This is a genomic window from Azospirillum brasilense (assembly GCF_003349955.1).
Classification (GTDB): Bacteria; Pseudomonadota; Alphaproteobacteria; order Azospirillales; family Azospirillaceae; genus Azospirillum; species Azospirillum brasilense_B.
This window is the reverse complement of the sequence record NZ_QLKQ01000007.1, coordinates 54,920-72,191: the sequence shown is the minus strand read 5'-3', so window position 1 is coordinate 72,191 and position 17,272 is coordinate 54,920. Positions and strand designations below refer to the sequence as shown.

Genomic DNA, 17,272 nt, shown 5'->3' with positions numbered 1-17,272 from the left:
CCATGAGCAACACCGAGGAACTGAGCGAAGAAGAACGCCTTGCCGCCGAATGGGCCGCCCTCGCCGAAGACGGCGGCGACATGGGCGAGATGGCGGACATGGGCGGCGGCGGTTCGACCCGCGTCCTCAACCAGGACGAGATCGACAGCCTGCTCGGCTTCGACCAGGGCGGGGCCGGGGACGGCGACAACTCCGGCATCATGGCGCTGGTCAACTCGGCGCTGGTCAACTACGAACGCCTGCCCATGCTGGAGGTGGTCTTCGACCGCCTCGTCCGCATGATGTCCACCAGCTTGCGCAACTTCACCTCCGACAACGTCGAGGTCAGCCTCGACCAGATTTCCTCGGTGCGCTTCGGCGACTATCTGAACTCGATCCCGCTGCCGGCGATGCTGTCCGTCTTCAAGGCGGAGGAGTGGGACAACTACGGCCTGATGGTCGTGGACTCGGCGCTGATCTACTCCATCGTGGACGTGCTGCTGGGCGGACGGCGCGGCACCGCGGCGATGCGCATCGAGGGCCGCCCCTACACGACCATCGAGCGCAACCTCGTGGAGCGCATGGTCCATGTGGTGCTGTCCGACCTGTCCGCCGCCTTCGACCCGCTGTCGCCCGTCACCTTCCGCTTCGATCGGCTGGAGACCAACCCGCGCTTCGCGACCATCGCGCGTCCGGCCAACGCGGCGGTGCTGGTCAAGCTGCGCATCGACATGGAGGATCGCGGCGGCCGCCTGGAGCTGATGATCCCCTACGCGACGCTGGAGCCGGTGCGCGAGCTTCTGCTCCAGATGTTCATGGGCGAGAAGTTCGGCCGCGACTCGATCTGGGAAACCCACCTCGCCTCGGAGCTGCTGGTCACCGACGTGGACATCTCCGCGGTGCTGGACGAGGTGACGATGACTCTGCACGATGTGCTGAACTGGCGCGTCGGCACGCGAATCCTTCTGAACGCCACCCCGGACGGCACCATCGAGCTGCGCTGCGGCGACGTTTCCATGTTCCAAGGCCGCATGGGCCGCAAGGGCGGGCACATCGCCGTGCGGATCGAGCGGGAGCTGCCCAAGCAGGAGGTCATGCGGCTATGAGCCCGACCCTCACGCTCGTCCTCGATCTGGTGATGGTGGGGCTGCTTGCCGCGACCATCGCCTACGCGATCATCCTCAACCGGCAGATCATCAAGCTGCGCGAGAGCCGCGGCGAGATGGCCGAGCTGGTGCGTGGCCTGAACGAGGCCATGTCGCGCGCCGAAACCGGCGTGCGCGGGCTGAAGAAGACGGCCCACGAGACCGGCGAGGATCTTCAGCGTACGGTCGCCAAGGCGCAGACCCTGCGCGACGAGCTGGAGTTCATGATCGAGGCCGCCGATGCCATGGCCAACCGGCTGGGCAACGTCGGTGGGGAGCGCCCGAAGCCGGGCCCCGCGGCGCGTCCGGCGGCGCGTCCGGGTCTGTCCGCCCGCCCGCCGGTGGCCTCCCGCCCGGTCGTCCCGCGCCCGATCGTCGAGGACGATCACGGTCACGACGACCATGATCACGACGACCACGATCTCCACGATCACGGTCCCATCGACCACGACGATCACGACGACCTGCCGCCGTTGCGCTCCGCCGTCTTCCGGAACGAGCCGCTGCGGGCCGATCCGTCGCGGGCCGAGTCCCTGGTGCGCCGCCCGGCGCCGCCGTCCGATCCCATCCTGCGCGAGGGCGAGAGCCTGTCCCGCGCCGAACGTGAACTTCTGCAAGCCATCGAGAACGCCGGCAAGGGGGTCGGATGAGCGACGCCACCACCACGAAGGGCGCGAACGCCGCGCAAGGCGGGGAGCCGAAGGTTGTGATCCGTCCCGCCGGCGCCACCCCGACCGGCGTCCGCACCAGCCAGAGCGTTGCCGGCCTGCCGGCCGCTCAAGGCGCCGCGCAGGCCGCTGTCCAGGCCGCCGCCAAAGCGAAGCCGAAGGCCAAGGTGAAGGCCAAGGCGAAGCGCAAGCCCGCCGTCCCGCGCCGTCCGCTGTCGGAGCGCATGCGCCAGACGATGAAGGCGTGGCGCTTCCGCATCCTGCCGCTGACCATCTTCGTCGCCGTCCTGATGCTGGGTGTGCGGGTCGGCGACCTGTGGCGGATCACCACGCGCGACGCCCGCCTTCCGGAGTTTCCGGCGACCTTGGCGCAGGGGCAGAGCGCCGTTCCGGCGGCGCCGATGCAGCTCGCCGCCAACGGCGCCAAGCCCTCGCCCGAGCCGGCCCAGGGCGGGTCGAGCAACGGCGCGCCGCCCAACCCGACGCCACCGGACAACGCCGCCCTCGGCCCGGTGAAGAACGAGGAGCTTCTCCAGCATTTCGCCGAGCGCCGCGCCGAGATCGAGCGCCGCACCAAGGAGCTGGAGCAGCGTGAAGCGCTGCTGACCGCCGCCGAGAAGCGCATCGACCAGAAGGTGCAGGAGATGGAGAAGGTCCGCACCGACATCCAGAAGCTGATGCGCCAGGGCGACGAGAAGCAGACCGCTCAGCTCGAAAGCCTCGTGAAGATCTACGAGACGATGAAGCCCAAGGAAGCCGCCCGCATCTTCGAGGAGCTGGACATGCCGGTCCTGCTGGGTGTGGTGGAGAAGATGAAGGAAACCAAGACGGCGCCGATCCTGGCCGCGATGGACCCGCTGAAGGCCAAGGAACTGACCTCCGCGCTCATCGAGCGGCGCGGCGTGCCCGCGGCGCCGAAGAACTGAATACGCTCTTTGATTGAGGTGATGGCGGGGTGGGTATGACCGTGCGGTTGGTCATACCCATCGCCCGTGGCGCACCTACTGAATATACGTACACATACTGTCAGGAAGGTAGAGGGCCCGTGACGGTCGGCTGCGGTTCGTGTTGGCTCCGGCGTGTTCGGGCAACGCAAGTTTGCCCAACAGCAAGAAGGAAGGAATCAAGATGAACGACCAGAACCAGGGCCGTAGCTCGGGCGGTCAGCACTCCGGCGGCAACTTCAAGAACGATCCGGAACGTGCGGCGGAAGCCGGCCACAAGGGTGGTCAGGCGTCGGGCGGCAACTTCAAGAACGATCCGGAGCGCGCCTCCGAAGCCGGCCACAAGGGCGGTCAGGCGTCGGGCGGCAACTTCAAGAACGATCCGGAGCGTGCCTCCGAAGCCGGCCACAAGGGTGGCCAAGCGTCGGGTGGCAACTTCAAGAACGATCCGGAGCGCGCGTCGGAAGCGGGCCGCAAGGGCGGCGAACACAGCCATGGCGGCGGACGGAGCAGCGGGAGCTGACCTCCGGGAGTCCGTCATCCCTGACGAATTCACCGACGGTTTCTTAGCCCAACGGAACAGTTGGTCTGCGCCACGGTGAAGAAGGGCCGCCCTCCGAGGCGGCCCTTTGTCCGTTTGTGGACTCCAATTGAAACAAATTGCCGCAGCTCTCCTTAAAGTTCGACAATGGCGAGCGCCGGTTGAAGGCATCGGGGCGCAGAACAACGCTTCCTCTTTCTTTCCGGCCACGCGATTCCGTCCCGTCTTTGCGTTGCGACGTTTCAGGCGCTTAACGGCGTGTTAACCGAGCGAATTTAGGGTTGGAAAGGCTGACGAGGCTCCGAGTCGGCGGCGGCCGTGCGAGGACGCGAGGTTGGGTCTAACCCGCTTCGGGCGTCTGCGTCCGGGCCGGCCGACGCACCCGATCGCACGCAGGCCGGACAAGACCACGGAACGCTCACATCGGAACGCACATGGCCCCGCCCGTTTCCACCTCGCTCGCCGACCAGAAGCTTCTGCGCCAGCAGCTCGACGCCGCCCATGCCGAAGCGGCCCAGCCGCTGAGCCGCGAGGAGGTGACGGACATCGTCCGCTCCATCCTCGGCACCATGGACGGCGACATCTCCGCCACCGACCTGCGCCTCTACAAGGAGGTGGTCGACCTTGCCCGCTTCATCGAGAGCGCCAAGCAGGAGTTGGCGGCGCTCCAGCCCGCGGAAATCCGCGACCAGCACATCCCCAACGCCACCGATGAGCTGGACGCCGTCGTCGGCGCCACGGAGCAGGCCACTTTCGCCATCTTCGACGCCTGCGACGTCATCACCGGCATCTCCGGCCAGATCGACCCGGACAACTCCGCGAAGCTGACCGAGCAGGTGACCAAGATCTTCGAGGCCTGCAACTTCCAGGACATCACCGGCCAGCGCATCTCCAAGGTCGTGCGCACGCTGAAGCACATCGAGTCGAAGGTGGACATGATCGTCGCGGCTTTCGGCGACGAGGTGCGGCAGAACCACACGCGCCCCGCCGCGGCCGCTGCGGCGGAGGTTCACACCGATCCGTCGCCGAACTTCGCCACCGACCGCCCGGCGGACGACCCGGAGGCCGGGTTGCTGCACGGGCCGCAGATGACCAGCGCCGCCATGGACCAGGACGAGATCGACCGCCTGCTGGCGAGCTTCGACTGATCCCATGGCTGCGCCCGGCCACAGGAAGCCGGACCTGTCGGGCAGCCGGCCGAACCCGAACAACGGAAGCATCGTGCTTCTGCTGTCGCTGTTCCTGCTGCTGCTCGTCTTCTTCATCGTGCTGAACGCCCAGTCGGTGCAGACCGCCCAGCGGGTGCGCACGGTGCTGGTGTCGCTGGAGCGCAGCTTCCCCGCCTTCTACATCGACCCCCGCCTGCGCGAGCCGGCCGACCCGCTGGCCTCGCGCGCCGGCACCGTCTTCGCCGTGCAGCGGCTGGAGGGCTTGGGCAACCTGTTCGCCACCGCCATCGCCGTGGCAAAGGTGGACAGCGTGACGCCGGGCCGCCTGTTGGAGGTCCGTCTTCCCGCCGACGAGCTGTTCCTGCCCGGCACCGCCGATCTGCGCCCGGACCGCATCGGCCTGATCGACCGGGTGGCCGACGCGCTTCTGCAGAACCGGCCCGGCGAGCGGATCGAGCTGGACGCGCTTCTGTCCATCGGCCCGGCGGGCGGCCCCAGCCAGCCCCCCGGCCCGGTGGTGCGGGCGGGCGCGCTGGCCCGGCTGCTGATAGCCGACGGGGCGCCGTCGGACGCGGTGACGGTCGGCATCGAGCGCGGGGCGCCGGGCGCCGTCCGCCTGCTGTTCAGCCTGCGCGCCACGGACGATTCACCGGGGGGAGGGCGCCGATGATCCGCCTCCCCAAACTGCCCAGGGCCGAGGACAAGAGCGGTGGCCACAACCGGACGATCTGGCTGATCAGCTTCACCGACCTGATGTCGCTGCTGCTCGCCTTCTTCGTCCTGATGTATTCGATGAGCGAGCCGGAGGCGCAGCGCTGGACCGGGCTGGTCAAGTCGCTGTCGTCGGCCCGCTCCACCGCGGTCACCCCCTCCGCGACGCCGCCCGAGCCGAAGGCCGCCTTCAACGCCGCCACGGTGGAGTCATATTCGGCGATCAATCTGGATTATCTCAGCGCCCTGCTTCGTACCCAGACCGCGGCCAACGAGGATCTGGCGGCGGTGGAGGTGCGGCGGGAGGACGACCGCGTGGTGATCGGCCTGCCGGCCCACGTGATGTTCGACCCGACCGGCGGCAGCTTCACCGACCAGGGGCGACGGGTGCTGTATCTGCTGGGCGCGGCGGTGGGCCGGATCGGCAACCGGATCGAGGTGGTCGGCCACGCCGAGCGCGAGGACCAGTCCGCCGGGCTGGCCTGGGAACGCGCCCTGACGCGCGCGGTCGCCGTTGCGGCGCTGCTGCGCGAAACGGGCTACAAGCGCGACCTTGTGGCGCGCAGCCTGATGAGCGAGGCGCCCGGCATCGATCCGGTGCCCGGCGGGGCGCGGGTCGATGTGGTGGTGCGCGAGGAAACGGCGGGTCCGCCGGTGTCCGGGGCGGCCACCGATGCGGAGCCGGAGGAGTGAAACGGATGGGGCGGGGCGGAGCATACCGGCGCTGGTTGAGCGGCTTCGTGGCCGCCACGGCCCTGCTCGCCGCCCAGACCGCCGCTCCCCCGGCCGCCTGGGCCGTCGACGTTCCGGTGCGCGCCGCCACCCACAAGACCTTCGGGCGCATGGTCTTCGACTGGCCGCGCCAGACCGGCTACAGCGCGTCGGTGGAGGGCAACACGCTGGTCGTCCGCTTCGACGAGCCGATCAACGCCGCGCTGGATCGCACCGTGGCGGCCTTGCCCGGCTATCTGTCCGGCGTGAGGATCGGCGGCGACGGCAAGACGGTGACCTTCGACCTGAAGCGGCCGGTGACGCTGAAGAGCTTCCGCAACGGCAACGCCGTGGCGCTCGACCTGACCCCTGCCGCGGAAGCGCCGGCCCAGAGCCAGACGCCGGCCCAGGCCGCCACTCCAACTCCCGCGGCCAAGGCCGAGACACCGGCCGCACCCGCTCCGGCGCGCTCCGCCGGGCGGGTGACGGTCAGCGCGGCCGACACGCCGGAACAGAGCCGCCTGTCCTTCACTTGGCCGGAGGGCGCCAACTACACGCTGCGCCGCGACGGCGCCTCGGCCACGCTGCTGTTCGACCGCAATGGCACCGCCGATCTCACGCCGGTGGCCAAGGCGACGCTGCGCAACATCCAGAACGTGGAGCAGTTCCGGCAGGCCAACGGCGCGCTGGCCTTCACCTTCGCCGTGCCGCAGGACGCCGAGATCAAGGACAGCAAGTCGGGCCGGTCCGTGGTGATCGACGTGCAGAATCCGGGCACGCGCGCCGGTCTGCCGACGAGCGACGCGGCAAGTGCCGCCCCGCCCGGCGCCACCACGACCACCGTGCGCCCGCCGTCGGCCGAAGTCGCGGCTCCACCGGTGGCACCCCCGGCCGCCGCGCCGACGGCCAAGCCGGTGGCGGCGCCTTCCCCGGCGAAGGAGGTCGCGGCGGCGACCACGCCCGCCAAGCCTGAAGCCGTGAAACCGGAGGTGGCCAAACCCGATCCGGCGAAGGCCGAGCCGCAGGGGCCGACGCTGGTGTTCGACGCGGGCGGTCCGGCGTCCATCGCCGTCTACCCGCGCGCCGGCCATCTCTACATCGTGTTCGACAAGCCCCTGCCCATCGGCGCCGGCAAGGCCATCGGGGCCGGAGCCGGAACCGTCGGCGCGATCGAGCCGGTTCCGGCCACCGGCGGCAGCGCCTTCCGCACCAAGATCGGGCCGCTGGTCTGGCCGAAGATCGAACGGCAGGGGACGAGCTGGAAGATCACGCCGACCAGCCGTTTGACCGGCACGCCGCCCTTCGAGCTGAGGATCGACCCGGAGCCGGATTTTCTGCTGGGCGCCCGTCTGCTGGTGCGCGCCGCGGACGCGGCGACCGTGGTGACGCTGTCCGACCCCGACGTCGGCGACCGTCTCCAGGTCGTCCCGCTGCCGGTTCCCGGCAACGCCATCCCCGAATCGCACCGTTACGCCGATCTGGAACTGTTGCCCAGCTACCAGGGCGTGGTCGTGCGGCCCATCGCCGACGCGGTCACCGTGCGTCCGGTCAAGGAGGGGGTGGAAGTGACGGCAGCGGGGGGGCTGCATCTGTCGCCCGTGGCCGACGCTGGAAGCCGCCCGGCCACCGCGCAGACGGCGTCGCTTCCGCCGACGCCGTCCCCCGGCGGCGCCTCCAACACGCTGACGCCGCCCACCGACCCGAAGCCGGTGCCCTCCGGACGCCGCCTGTTCGACCTGCCGGCCTGGAAGAAGGGCGACCTCGACCATTACACCGAGGCGCGACAGAATCTTCAGCTCAACATCGTCAACGCGCCGGAGTCCGAACGCCCCCGCGCCCAGCTCGACCTCGCCCGCTTCTATCTGGCGAACGGTTTCGGGCAGGAGGCCATCGGCATGATGGACGTGCTGCAGGAGGCCCAGCCCGACCTGGAAGGCTGGCCGGAGTTCCGCGCCCTGCGCGGGGCCGCGCGTTTCCTGGCCGGAAACACCGACGCCGCGGCGGAGGATTTCGCCCATCCGAACCTCGCCAACAACGGCGAGGCCGCGCTGTGGCGCGCCGCCATCGCGGCGGATCGCAACGACTGGCCGGCGGCCCAGGCCGGTTTCAAGGCGGCGGCGCCGATCCTGAACTCCTATCCCGACCCGATCCTGACCAAGCTGGCGACCCGCGCCGCCGAGGCCGCGCTGAAGACCGGCGATGCGCCCTTTGCCAAGCGGCTGCTCGACCGCATCGCCGAGCGCGGCGGCCCGGACGCCGAGGAGCGGCCCGACGTCCAGTATCTCCGCGGCCTCTACTACGCCCAGACCAACGAGCCGGAGCGGGCGCTGGAGCAGCTGACCGCCTCCTACAACAGCCTCGACCGCTACTACCGGGCCAAGGCCGGGCTGGCTCTGGTCAACCTGCAACTGGCGGAAGGCCGCATGTCGCCCCCCGCCGCCGCGGAGCGGCTGGCCGGGCTGACCTTCACGTGGCGCGGCGACGAGCTGGAGATGCAGATCCGCCAGCGCATGGGCGAGGTGCTGATCGCCGCCGGCCAGTACGCCGACGGCTTCAACGCCATGAAGGAGACCGCCGCCCTGGTCGCCGACACGCCGCGGGCGGAGGAGATCACCCGCGAGATGTCGCGCATCTTCGCCGACCTCTACAAGGACGGGGCGCAGAAGCTGCCGACCATCGAGGCGCTCCAGCTTTACGACCAGTTCCGCGAACTGACCCCGGTGGGAGAGGCGGGCGACGAGGTGATCCGGCAGCTTGCCGAGCGGCTGATCTCCGTGGACCTGCTGAACCGCGCCGCCGACCTGCTGCAGCATCAGGTGGAATACCGCCTGTCCGGCGAGGACAAGGCGCGGGTCGGCACCCGGCTCGCCTCCGTCCGGCTGCTCGACAACAAGCCGGAGGACGCGCTGCGCGCGCTGGAGCTGTCCAACGTGCCGAACCTGCCGGCGGATCTGGTGGGCGAGCGCCGGCTGATGCAGGCCAAGGCGCTGGCTGAACTGGGCCGCGGCGACGAGGCGCTGCTGCTGCTCGCCGAGGACGACAGCAAGCCGGCCAATTCGCTGCGGGTGGACATCGCGTGGCGCGCCCAGAAGTGGGAGGCCGCGGCCTTCGCCCTGAACAAGCTGATCGGCGCTCCGCCACCGCCGACCCAGCCGATCAACCCGGCGACCTCGCAGCTCGTCCTGAACCGCGCGGTGGCGCTGGCCCTGGCCGGGGACGGGACGAACCTGAATCTGCTGCGCAAGGAATTCGGTTCGGCGATGACCAACGGTCCCGACGCCGACGCCTTCCGCGTGCTGACCCGGCCGGAGCAGGCGCTGGGCCTGATCGACGTCAACACCGTCCGCTCCCGCGTCGCCGAGGTGGACGTGTTCCAGAAGTTCCTGAAGAACTACCGCGGCAAGCAGAGCGCGGCGATCAACTAGATCCTTCTCCGGATTCGACCGGGGCGGGAAGTTATGTTAGGGTTTTGCATCGGAATGCATGCGTCCCAGGGGATTCGGTGATGGACCGTGAATCGGAAATCCTGTCGAAGCTGGACCAGATCATCGCCACCCAACGGATTGATGGCGAGCGTCAGCGCGCCATGGAGGGCGACCTCCGCGAGTTGAAGGGGCAGATGTCCATCATGCTGACGTGGCTGCAATCCATGGATCAGCGTTTTTCGGCGTTGATGGCGCCAGTCAATCCACCACGCAAGCCCGCGGCCTAATGCTGCTCTCCCACGAAAAAGCCCCTCTCCATCGGAAAGGTGCTTTTTCATCGGCGTGGCGGCAAACCCTCAGAGCTGAACCTTTCAGAGCTGAACCTGGGTGCCCAGCTCGACCACGCGGTTCGGCGGGATCTTGAAGAAGTCGGTGGCGCTGACCGCGGTGCGCGACATCACGACGAACAGCTTCTCCCGCCATTGGGCCATCTGCGGGTTGATGCGCGGGATCAGCGTCTCGCGGCCGAGGAAGAAGGAGGTCGTCATCACGTCGAACTCCAGCCCGAACGCCTTGCACAGCCGCAGCGCCTTGGGGATGTTCGGCTCCTGCGAGAAGCCGTAGCGCACCGTCAGGCGGTAGAAGCCGTCGGCCAGACCTTCCAGGACGACGCGCTCCTTGGCCGGAACGCGGGGCACGTCCTCGACCATCACGGTCAGGAAGACGATGCGCTCGTGCATCACCTGATTGTGCTTCAGGTTGTGCAGCAGGGCGATGGGCACCGTGTCGGCGCTGGAGGTCAGGAAGATCGCCGTGCCCTTCACCCGCTGAATGTCCGAGGACTTGGCGTGCCGCTTGATGAAGCTGTCCAGCGGCAGGGAATCCTCGGCCAGCCGGCGGTTCAGGACGGCGCGGCCGCGGCGCCACGTCGACATCAGCCCCAGCGTCACCGCGGCGATGACCAGCGGCACCCAGCCGCCGTGCGGGATCTTCACCGCGTTGGCCAGGAACAGCGCCAGATCGACGCTGAGGAAAAGCGCGCCCAGCGCCAGGCAGGCCGGCAGGCTCCAGTGCCAGCGGCGGTGCGCCACGACCAGCGCCAGGATGGTGGTGATGACCATGTCGCCGGTCACCGCGATGCCGTAGGCCGTCGCCAGCCGGCTGGAGGATTCGAACCACAGGACCAATCCGATGACCGCGACCAGCAGGCCCCAGTTGGCGCGTGGGATGTAGATCTGCCCGCCTTCCTCCTGCGAGGTGTGGCGGATGTCCAGCCGCGGGCACAGGCCGAGTTGCACCGCCTGCCGGGTCAGCGAGAAGACGCCGGAGATCACCGCCTGGCTGGCGATCACCGCCGCGCAGGTCGACAGTAGGATCATCGGGTAGAGGCCCCACTCCGGCACCAGCAGGTAGAAGGGGCTGCGCACCGCCGCGGGGTCGCTCAGCAGCAGGGCGCACTGGCCGAGATAGTTCAGCAGCAGCGCGGGCAGCACCACGGCCAGCCACGCCACCTTGATGGGGCGGCGGCCGAAATGGCCCATGTCGGCGTAGAGCGCCTCGCCCCCGGTGACGGCCAGAACGACGGCGCCCAGCACCAGGAAGCCGATCCAGCCGTTGGAAGCGAAGAAATGCACGGCGTGGCGCGGGTCGAGCGCGGCCAGAACCTGCGGTTCCTTGACCAGCTCGATCAGGCCGAGCAGGCCCAGCGTGGCGAACCACGCGACCATGATCGGGCCGAACAGCCGGCCCACCTTCTCGGTGCCGCGGCTCTGGATCGCGAACAGGGCGATCAGGATGCCCACGGTCACCGGCACGACGACCCGCTCCAGCGCCGGCTGCGCCACCTCCAGCCCCTCCACCGCGGAGAGGACGGAGATGGCCGGGGTGATCATGCCGTCGCCGTAGAACAGGGCGGCGCCGAACAGGCCCATCGCCATCAGGCCGGACAGCCGCCCGGTGGAGTCGGGCCGGCTGTTGGTGGCCAGCGCCAGCAGGGCCAGGATGCCGCCCTCGCCCTTGTTGTCGGCGCGCATGACGAACAGCACGTATTTCACCGTGACCACGAGCACCAGCGCCCAGAAGACCATGGACATGATGCCCAGGATGTTCTGCGGCGTCAGGGCGAGCCCATGCTCCGGCGAAAAGCATTCGCGCAGGGTGTAGAGCGGGCTGGTGCCGATGTCGCCGTAAACGACGCCAAGCGCACCGAGGGTGAGCGCGGCCAGCCTGCCCTTGTCGGGTGCCGCGGCTTTCAGGGTGGTGTCTGACATGTGGGACGTGGAGGAGGTCCGTTGGGAGTCCGAGCGGGGGACGAGAAAGCCACAAGCTGCGGGTACGGCGGCGGTCGGTGCGCTCGCGCGGGCCGATCCTCTTACGCTCTTCCCGGATCCGATACTAGCGCAAGCCGATGCGCCCGTCCGCAGGCCGTTTCACCTGCGACGATCTGGGCCATCGGCAATCCGAATTCCCGCTCCTACAGCGTGCCGAAGCTGCGGGCCAGCGACCCCGCGATCAGGTACCAGCCATCGACCAGCACGAAGAAGATGATCTTGAACGGAATCGCCACCATGGTCGGCGGCAGCATCATCATGCCCATCGACATCAGGATCGACGACACCACCATGTCGATGATCAGGAAGGGCAGGAACAGCAGGAAGCCGATCTCGAAGGCCCGCTTGATCTCCGAGATCATGAAGGCGGGGACCAGGACGTGCAGCGGGGTCTGCTCGGCCTCCGTCACGTTCTCGATGCGCGCCATGTCCATAAACAGGCGCAGGTCCTTTTCGCTGGTGTGCTTCAGCATGAACTCGCGCAACGGAGCGACCGTGCGGCGGAACGCCTCCGTCTCGTCGATGTCCTGGTTGATCAGTGGCTGGATGCCCTGGTTGTAGGAGCGCTCGAACACTGGAGCCATGACGAAGAAGGTCAGGAAGACCGCCAGCGACATCAGCACCGTGTTCGGCGGCACCTGCTGGATGCCCAACGCCGAGCGCAGGAAGGACAGGACGATGATGATGCGCGTGAAGGCCGTCATCATGATCAGGATGGACGGTGCCAGCGACAGCACCGTGATCAGCGCGACCATCTGGACGATGCGGCCGGTGGTCGATCCCCCGGCGTCGCCCAGGTCGAAGGTCATGCTCTGCGCCAGCGCCGGCCCGGCGGCCAGCGCTCCGGCGATGCCGAACGCCAGGGCCAGCAGGCCGGCGAGCGCCAGCCGCTTGGTCATGCCCGTGCCGGTTTTCATGACCGGTCCCCGGCGGACGGCGAGGTTGCGGACGGCGGCGCGGCGGCCTCGGCCAGAGCGTCCCGGAAGCCGCCGCGCGGCGTCTGGTCCACCACCTGATCGCCGAAGGCGCTCAGCAGAAGCAGATGCTCGCGGTCGTCGCGGCGGACCAGCACCAGCCGGCGCTTGCCGTCGAGCGGCAGCACCTCGACGACGCCCAGCCGGCGCTGGCGCCCCGACGTGGCGGTCATGCCGCCGAAGCCGATGCGGCGCATCACCCAGGCCACCAGCACGATCAGCGCGATGACGAAGGCGAGGGCGAGAACGAATTGGATGTACTGGTCGAGGCCCATGGATCAGGTCAGCTCTGTCGGGACGGCGTGGCCGGCGGGTCGGGCGGAAGGTCGCCGGGCGCGGCGGAGGTGCCGCGGCCATAGGCGGCGCTGGCGCGCTGGCGCGCGGTGTGGAGGTCGTGGCGCCCCTCGGCGGCGGCGGCCAGTGTCTCCCTCTGGCGGGTCATCGCGGACGCGACGGCGTCCAGAGTCGGCAGCAGGCGTTCCAGGGCGGCGGCCAGCTCGGCGTCGCCGCGGGCCGTCTGCGCCTCGGCGCACAGGGCGGCGACACGGGTGTCGAGCCCGGTGAGGTCCGCCGTCAGCCCGGCCTCCATCTGGTCGCGGGTGTCTTCAAGCGCGGCGGCCAGCGCCTGGATGTCGCGGAGGAGGGTGGTGGTGCCGGTCACGGCGCTTCTCCGTGATCGGTTTGCGCGGACGGCGGCAGCGTGCCGTTGGCGCGGTAGACGTAGGCGAGGATCTCGGCCACGGCGGCGATGGCCTCGATGGGAATTTCCGAGTCGATGTCCACCGCCGACAGAATCTGCACGAGATCGGCGTCCTCGCGCACCTTCACGCCGTTGGCGAAGGCCAGCTCCAGGATCTGTTCGGCCACATGGCCCTTGCCGGTGGCGACCACGCGGGGCAGGGACTGGTCGCCCAGCTCATACTTCAGCGCGACCGCGACGGGGCGGTTGGGAAGAGGGCGGTGGTTGGGAGTCGGCTCGGACAAGGGGCTCCTGCCGGATGGCCTGTGTCGATGGGCGTATCCTGGCGGAACATGCTTAACGAAGCATGAAGCTCAAGCGCGGCGGGAACGGGCGGAGCAATGCCATGGGCGGGATTCATCTTTGATTAACTGAAACGGCGGAAGATCGGAAGGCTGTGATGCATCCCGCCCGCCTTGCCGCGCGCCTTCGCGCGGCCGGGTGGCAGGCCCTCAGACCGGAACCCGGCGATGAATCTCGATAATCTCGGCCTCTTCAAGCTGATGTCGCGCAAGATGGGCTGGCTGACCGAACGCCAGAACGTGATCGCGGCGAACATCGCGAACGCCGACACGCCGGATTACAAGGGCCGGGACCTGAAGCCCTTCACCTTCCGCGACGCCCTGTCCGACAGCCGGCGCCTCCAGCCCGCCGCGACCAACGCCTCGCACCTCCAGGGGACGCGCGGCACGGGCGGGCTGAACCAGGAGCAGCGCCAGCGCAACCCCTACGAGACGGCGCCGGACGGCAACAACGTGGTCCTGGAAGAGCAGATGCTGAAGCAGGGCCAGACCGGCATGGACTACCAGACGATCACGAACCTCTACAAGAAGCAGGTCAACCTGATCCGCTCCTCCATCCGCAGCGGCAGCTAAGGGGCGGCGGGGTTCGGGCGAAGGAGGCGGAACATGGATCTCTACACGTCGATGGCGGTGTCCGCGTCCGGCATGAAGGCGCAGGGCACGCGCCTGAAGACCATCGCGGAAAATCTGGCCAACGCCAACACCACGGCGGAAACGCCGGGCGATCTGCCCTACCGGCGCAAGGTCGTGATGTTCCAGAACGCCCTGGACCGCCAGATGGGGGTCGATCTCGTCCGCGTCGCCAAGATCGACGTGGACAAGAAGGATTTCGAGCGGCGCTACGATCCCTCGCACCCCTCCGCGGACGCCGACGGCTATGTGCTGCTGCCCAACGTCAATTCGGTGGTCGAGGCGATGGACATGCGCGAGGCGCAGCGCTCCTACGAGGCCAATCTGTCGGCGGTGGACAGTGCCCGCCAGATGCTGATGCGCACCATCGACATCCTCCGCGCCTGACGCGGCGACGCATTTTTGAAGGAAGGACGAACGTCCCATGGTCAACCCGATCAACGCCGCCGCGGCCTACGCGAACACGGCCGCCTCCACGACCGGGCCGGGCATGGCGCCGCGCAACGGCGTCAGCTTCGGCGACGTTCTGGAGCAGACCGCCAAGGAGGTCATCGGCGACCTCAAGCAGGGCGAGACCATGACCGCCAAGGCCGCCGTCGGACAGGCCGACCTGACCGACGTGGTCCAGGCCGTCACCAACGCCGAGGTGACGCTGCAGACCGTCACCGCCGTGCGCGACAAGGTGCTGTCGGCCTATCAGGAAATCCTGCGCATGCCGATCTGACGGCGGCTTGCGGCCACGTGATAAGAAGCGCCCCGGGCGAAGCATCATGAGCGAAACCGACGTCATCGAGATCTGCCGCACCTCCATCGTCACGCTGGTGTTCGTGGTGGCTCCGGTGCTGGTCGCCATGATGGTGCTCGGCACGATCATCTCGGTGTTCCAGGCGGTCACCCAGATCAGCGAGCAGACGCTCGCCATGGTGCCGAAGGTGCTTCTGGTCTTCGGCCTGTCGATCCTGCTGATGCCCTTCATGCTGGGCGAGTTGCGCTCCTTCTTCGAGCATGAGGTCGCCGACCGCATCGTCGCCATCGGCACCGGCGTGAACAGTGTCCCCAACGCCGGAAATCTGCCCGGCGGCGGCGGATGAACCTGCTTCAGCAGTTTCTGGGCGACCAGATCTTCCTCTGGTTGCTGGTGTTCGCGCGCGTCGGGACCGCCTTCAGCATCATGCCGACCATCGGCGACGCTTTCGTCTCCGCCCGCACGCGCCTTCTTTTTTCCGTCGCGGTCAGCGTTCTGGTGGCGCCGGTGCTGGGCGACCGCATGCCGCCGATGCCCGACAACATCTTCCGCCTGTTCGTCCTGATCGCCGGGGAGGTGACCGTCGGCATCTTCATGGGCACCGTCGCGCGCCTGCTGATGGGCGCCCTGGAGGTCGCCGGGACGATCATCGCGCTTCAGTCCGGCCTGTCGAACGCCCAGATGTTCAACCCGGCCATGGCGTCTCAGGGTTCGCTGCCCGGCGCCCTGCTGGGGTGGCTGGGTCTGCTGCTGATCTTCATCACCGACCTGCACCATCTGCTGATCATGGCTGTGGTGGACAGCTATCTGACTTTCGCGCCGGGAGCGGCGATCCCCATCGACGACATGGCGAACGTGGTCGGGCAGCTGGTCGGCAAGTCCTTCGTGCTGGGCGTGCAGATGGCGGCGCCGTTCCTGATCTCGGGCATGCTGTTCGCGCTGGCGCTGGGTTTGCTGAACAAGCTGGCGCCGCAGATCCAGGTGTTCTTCCTCTTCACCTCGCTCCAGGTTGCGCTGGGGCTGTTCATGTTCGCCCTGACGCTGGCGGCGATGATGATGTTCTGGCTGACCCATTTCGAGGCCGCCTTCGTCGATTTCCTGAGACCGGGCTGAGCGGGGAGAGATCCGGTGTCCGAAGACGCGGATGAATCATCCAAAACAGAAGATCCGACGCAAAAGAAGCTCGACGAGGCACACAAGCAGGGCCAGTACGCGATGACCCAGGAAATCGGCAACTGGCTGATGATCGCCGCGGCGCTGGTGATCCTGGTGACGATCCTGCCCGGAACGCTGAAGGGCATGGTGCCCCGCCTGAATTTCTTCTTCGAGAACCTGGACCAGATCCCCATGGACCAGGGCGGGGTCGGCGCGGTGCTGATGCGGGTGATGAAGGACATCCTGTGGGCGTTGTGGCTGCCCATCCTGTTCCTGCTGTTCGCCGGGGTGATCGGCACCATCGGGCAGAAGGGCTTCAACGTCTCCTGGCAGTTGATCGCGCCGAAATTCAGCAAGCTGAACCCGATTTCCGGCATCGCCAACCTGTTCAGCGCCCAGAAGGGCGTCGATCTGCTGAAGAGCCTGGCCAAGGTCGCGGTGGTCGGCGTCGTCGCCTACATCGCGCTCCAGCCGATGATGCTCACCATCGGGCATTTCATCGGCATCGACATGATGCTGCTTCTGCGCGAGATGGACGGCCTGACCTTCCGGCTGCTGGCCGGCGTGCTGGCCATCCTGACCCTGATCGCCGGGGCCGACCTGTTCTGGCAGCGCCACAGCTTCGACAAGAAGATGCGCATGACCAAGCAGGAGGTGAAGGACGAGCACAAGCAGGCCGAAGGCGACCCGCATGTGAAGGGCCGCATCCGCCAGTTGCGGTTCGAGCGGGCGCGCAAGCGCATGATGGCGGCGGTGCCCAGCGCCGACGTGGTGGTGACCAACCCGACCCACTTCGCCGTCGCGCTGAAATACGACGCCCAGACCATGGGGGCGCCGATGGTGGTGGCGAAGGGCGCCGACGCCGTCGCCTTCAAGATCCGTGAGATCGCCGAGGAGAATGGCGTGCCGGTGATGGAAAATCCGCCCCTCGCCCGTGCGCTCTATGCCGCATGCGATATCGACGAGGAGGTTCCGTCCGAGCACTATCGCGCGGTGGCGGAAGTCATTACCTATGTCTTCAAGCTGAAAGGACGCGCGGTGCGGAACTGAGGACCGTTCCCGGACCTTTCCTAGCGGTGAACGGCGCGGCGAACGGCTGACCTG

Annotated in this window: 20 protein-coding genes; 15 read left to right on the top strand and 5 right to left on the bottom strand. The window is 68.2% G+C overall.

Annotation, left to right across the window (positions count from 1 at the left end; translation table 11 throughout):
* Positions 1-2 precede the first annotated feature (2 nt).
* From fliM to DXK32_RS04970, 9 genes are all read left to right on the top strand, one after another.
* Positions 3-1,085, top strand: coding sequence for a flagellar motor switch protein FliM (fliM, locus tag DXK32_RS05010; protein WP_014240985.1), 1,083 nt, complete (start codon positions 3-5; stop codon positions 1,083-1,085).
* Positions 1,082-1,774: a DUF6468 domain-containing protein gene (locus DXK32_RS05005; RefSeq protein WP_114857537.1), complete on the top strand. Its 693-nt coding sequence runs from the start codon at positions 1,082-1,084 to the stop codon at positions 1,772-1,774. The genes fliM and DXK32_RS05005 overlap by 4 nt, the downstream gene beginning before the upstream one ends.
* On the top strand, positions 1,771-2,718 hold the full coding sequence (locus DXK32_RS05000; protein ID WP_114857536.1) for a MotE family protein: 948 nt from the start codon (positions 1,771-1,773) through the stop codon (positions 2,716-2,718). Before DXK32_RS05005 ends, DXK32_RS05000 begins: the two co-directional genes overlap by 4 nt.
* A gap of 202 nt (positions 2,719-2,920) precedes the next feature.
* Positions 2,921-3,259: a general stress protein gene (locus tag DXK32_RS33660; RefSeq protein ID WP_114857572.1), complete on the top strand. Its 339-nt coding sequence runs from the start codon at positions 2,921-2,923 to the stop codon at positions 3,257-3,259.
* 452 nt (positions 3,260-3,711) lie between these two features.
* Positions 3,712-4,425 (top strand): protein phosphatase CheZ, encoded by a 714-nt coding sequence (locus tag DXK32_RS04990; protein WP_114857535.1) that lies wholly within the window; start codon positions 3,712-3,714, stop codon positions 4,423-4,425.
* 4 nt (positions 4,426-4,429) lie between these two features.
* The gene (locus DXK32_RS04985) at positions 4,430-5,116 is read left to right on the top strand and encodes a hypothetical protein (RefSeq protein WP_247876983.1); all 687 of its coding nucleotides are present in this window, start codon (positions 4,430-4,432) and stop codon (positions 5,114-5,116) included.
* On the top strand, positions 5,113-5,850 hold the full coding sequence (locus tag DXK32_RS04980) for a flagellar motor protein MotB (RefSeq protein WP_114857534.1): 738 nt from the start codon (positions 5,113-5,115) through the stop codon (positions 5,848-5,850). The genes DXK32_RS04985 and DXK32_RS04980 overlap by 4 nt, the downstream gene beginning before the upstream one ends.
* A 35-nt stretch (positions 5,851-5,885) precedes the next feature.
* Positions 5,886-9,293: a tetratricopeptide repeat protein gene (locus DXK32_RS04975; protein ID WP_247876982.1), complete on the top strand. Its 3,408-nt coding sequence runs from the start codon at positions 5,886-5,888 to the stop codon at positions 9,291-9,293.
* Between the two features lie 80 nt (positions 9,294-9,373).
* The gene (locus DXK32_RS04970; protein WP_114857532.1) at positions 9,374-9,580 is read left to right on the top strand and encodes a hypothetical protein; all 207 of its coding nucleotides are present in this window, start codon (positions 9,374-9,376) and stop codon (positions 9,578-9,580) included.
* Positions 9,581-9,664: 84 nt separating this feature from the next.
* Here the strand turns inward: DXK32_RS04970 and DXK32_RS04965 are convergent, their stop codons facing one another.
* The 5 genes from DXK32_RS04965 to DXK32_RS04945 form a co-directional block, all read right to left on the bottom strand.
* Positions 9,665-11,563: a potassium transporter Kup gene (locus DXK32_RS04965; protein WP_114857531.1), complete on the bottom strand. Its 1,899-nt coding sequence runs from the start codon at positions 11,561-11,563 to the stop codon at positions 9,665-9,667.
* 203 nt (positions 11,564-11,766) lie between these two features.
* Positions 11,767-12,540, bottom strand: coding sequence for a flagellar type III secretion system pore protein FliP (gene fliP / locus DXK32_RS04960; protein ID WP_247876981.1), 774 nt, complete (start codon positions 12,538-12,540; stop codon positions 11,767-11,769).
* On the bottom strand, positions 12,537-12,872 hold the full coding sequence (locus tag DXK32_RS04955) for a FliO/MopB family protein (RefSeq protein WP_114857530.1): 336 nt from the start codon (positions 12,870-12,872) through the stop codon (positions 12,537-12,539). The genes fliP and DXK32_RS04955 overlap by 4 nt, the downstream gene beginning before the upstream one ends.
* An 8-nt stretch (positions 12,873-12,880) precedes the next feature.
* The gene (locus tag DXK32_RS04950) at positions 12,881-13,258 is read right to left on the bottom strand and encodes a hypothetical protein (RefSeq protein WP_114857529.1); all 378 of its coding nucleotides are present in this window, start codon (positions 13,256-13,258) and stop codon (positions 12,881-12,883) included.
* The gene (locus DXK32_RS04945) at positions 13,255-13,581 is read right to left on the bottom strand and encodes an EscU/YscU/HrcU family type III secretion system export apparatus switch protein (RefSeq protein WP_114857528.1); all 327 of its coding nucleotides are present in this window, start codon (positions 13,579-13,581) and stop codon (positions 13,255-13,257) included. Before DXK32_RS04945 ends, DXK32_RS04950 begins: the two co-directional genes overlap by 4 nt.
* A 225-nt stretch (positions 13,582-13,806) precedes the next feature.
* On the opposite strand from DXK32_RS04945, the gene flgB reads away from it, so the two are divergent.
* From flgB to flhB, 6 genes are read left to right on the top strand one after another with little or no spacing between them, the layout of a single operon-like run.
* Positions 13,807-14,211, top strand: coding sequence for a flagellar basal body rod protein FlgB (gene flgB, locus DXK32_RS04940; RefSeq protein ID WP_114857527.1), 405 nt, complete (start codon positions 13,807-13,809; stop codon positions 14,209-14,211).
* A gap of 33 nt (positions 14,212-14,244) precedes the next feature.
* On the top strand, positions 14,245-14,655 hold the full coding sequence (flgC, locus tag DXK32_RS04935) for a flagellar basal body rod protein FlgC (protein ID WP_109070595.1): 411 nt from the start codon (positions 14,245-14,247) through the stop codon (positions 14,653-14,655).
* A gap of 37 nt (positions 14,656-14,692) precedes the next feature.
* Positions 14,693-14,992 carry a flagellar hook-basal body complex protein FliE gene (gene fliE / locus DXK32_RS04930; protein ID WP_014240969.1) on the top strand — a complete coding sequence of 100 codons (300 nt, stop codon included), beginning with the start codon at positions 14,693-14,695 and terminating at the stop codon, positions 14,990-14,992.
* A gap of 46 nt (positions 14,993-15,038) precedes the next feature.
* A complete protein-coding gene (locus DXK32_RS04925; protein WP_114857526.1) occupies positions 15,039-15,359 on the top strand; it encodes a flagellar biosynthetic protein FliQ in 321 nt (106 codons plus the stop codon).
* Positions 15,356-16,126, top strand: a complete 771-nt coding sequence (gene fliR / locus DXK32_RS04920; RefSeq protein ID WP_114857525.1) for a flagellar biosynthetic protein FliR — start codon at positions 15,356-15,358, stop codon at positions 16,124-16,126. The genes DXK32_RS04925 and fliR overlap by 4 nt, the downstream gene beginning before the upstream one ends.
* Positions 16,127-16,141: 15 nt before the next feature.
* On the top strand, positions 16,142-17,218 hold the full coding sequence (gene flhB, locus DXK32_RS04915; protein ID WP_114857524.1) for a flagellar biosynthesis protein FlhB: 1,077 nt from the start codon (positions 16,142-16,144) through the stop codon (positions 17,216-17,218).
* Positions 17,219-17,272: the final 54 nt, after the last annotated feature.

Bases quoted from the DNA above. Each gene is read 5' to 3' on its own strand.
- fliM (WP_014240985.1), top strand. From the start codon at position 3: ATGAGCAACACCGAGGAACTGAGCGAAGAAGAACGCCTTGCCGCCGAA.
- DXK32_RS05005 (WP_114857537.1), top strand. From the start codon at position 1,082: ATGAGCCCGACCCTCACGCTCGTCCTCGATCTGGTGATGGTGGGGCTG.
- DXK32_RS05000 (WP_114857536.1), top strand. From the start codon at position 1,771: ATGAGCGACGCCACCACCACGAAGGGCGCGAACGCCGCGCAAGGCGGG.
- DXK32_RS33660 (WP_114857572.1), top strand. From the start codon at position 2,921: ATGAACGACCAGAACCAGGGCCGTAGCTCGGGCGGTCAGCACTCCGGC.
- DXK32_RS04990 (WP_114857535.1), top strand. From the start codon at position 3,712: ATGGCCCCGCCCGTTTCCACCTCGCTCGCCGACCAGAAGCTTCTGCGC.
- DXK32_RS04985 (WP_247876983.1), top strand. From the start codon at position 4,430: ATGGCTGCGCCCGGCCACAGGAAGCCGGACCTGTCGGGCAGCCGGCCG.
- DXK32_RS04980 (WP_114857534.1), top strand. From the start codon at position 5,113: ATGATCCGCCTCCCCAAACTGCCCAGGGCCGAGGACAAGAGCGGTGGC.
- DXK32_RS04970 (WP_114857532.1), top strand. From the start codon at position 9,374: ATGGACCGTGAATCGGAAATCCTGTCGAAGCTGGACCAGATCATCGCC.
- DXK32_RS04965 (WP_114857531.1), bottom strand. From the start codon at position 11,563: ATGTCAGACACCACCCTGAAAGCCGCGGCACCCGACAAGGGCAGGCTG.
- fliP (WP_247876981.1), bottom strand. From the start codon at position 12,540: ATGAAAACCGGCACGGGCATGACCAAGCGGCTGGCGCTCGCCGGCCTG.
- DXK32_RS04955 (WP_114857530.1), bottom strand. From the start codon at position 12,872: ATGGGCCTCGACCAGTACATCCAATTCGTTCTCGCCCTCGCCTTCGTC.
- flgB (WP_114857527.1), top strand. From the start codon at position 13,807: ATGAATCTCGATAATCTCGGCCTCTTCAAGCTGATGTCGCGCAAGATG.
- flgC (WP_109070595.1), top strand. From the start codon at position 14,245: ATGGATCTCTACACGTCGATGGCGGTGTCCGCGTCCGGCATGAAGGCG.
- fliE (WP_014240969.1), top strand. From the start codon at position 14,693: ATGGTCAACCCGATCAACGCCGCCGCGGCCTACGCGAACACGGCCGCC.
- DXK32_RS04925 (WP_114857526.1), top strand. From the start codon at position 15,039: ATGAGCGAAACCGACGTCATCGAGATCTGCCGCACCTCCATCGTCACG.
- fliR (WP_114857525.1), top strand. From the start codon at position 15,356: ATGAACCTGCTTCAGCAGTTTCTGGGCGACCAGATCTTCCTCTGGTTG.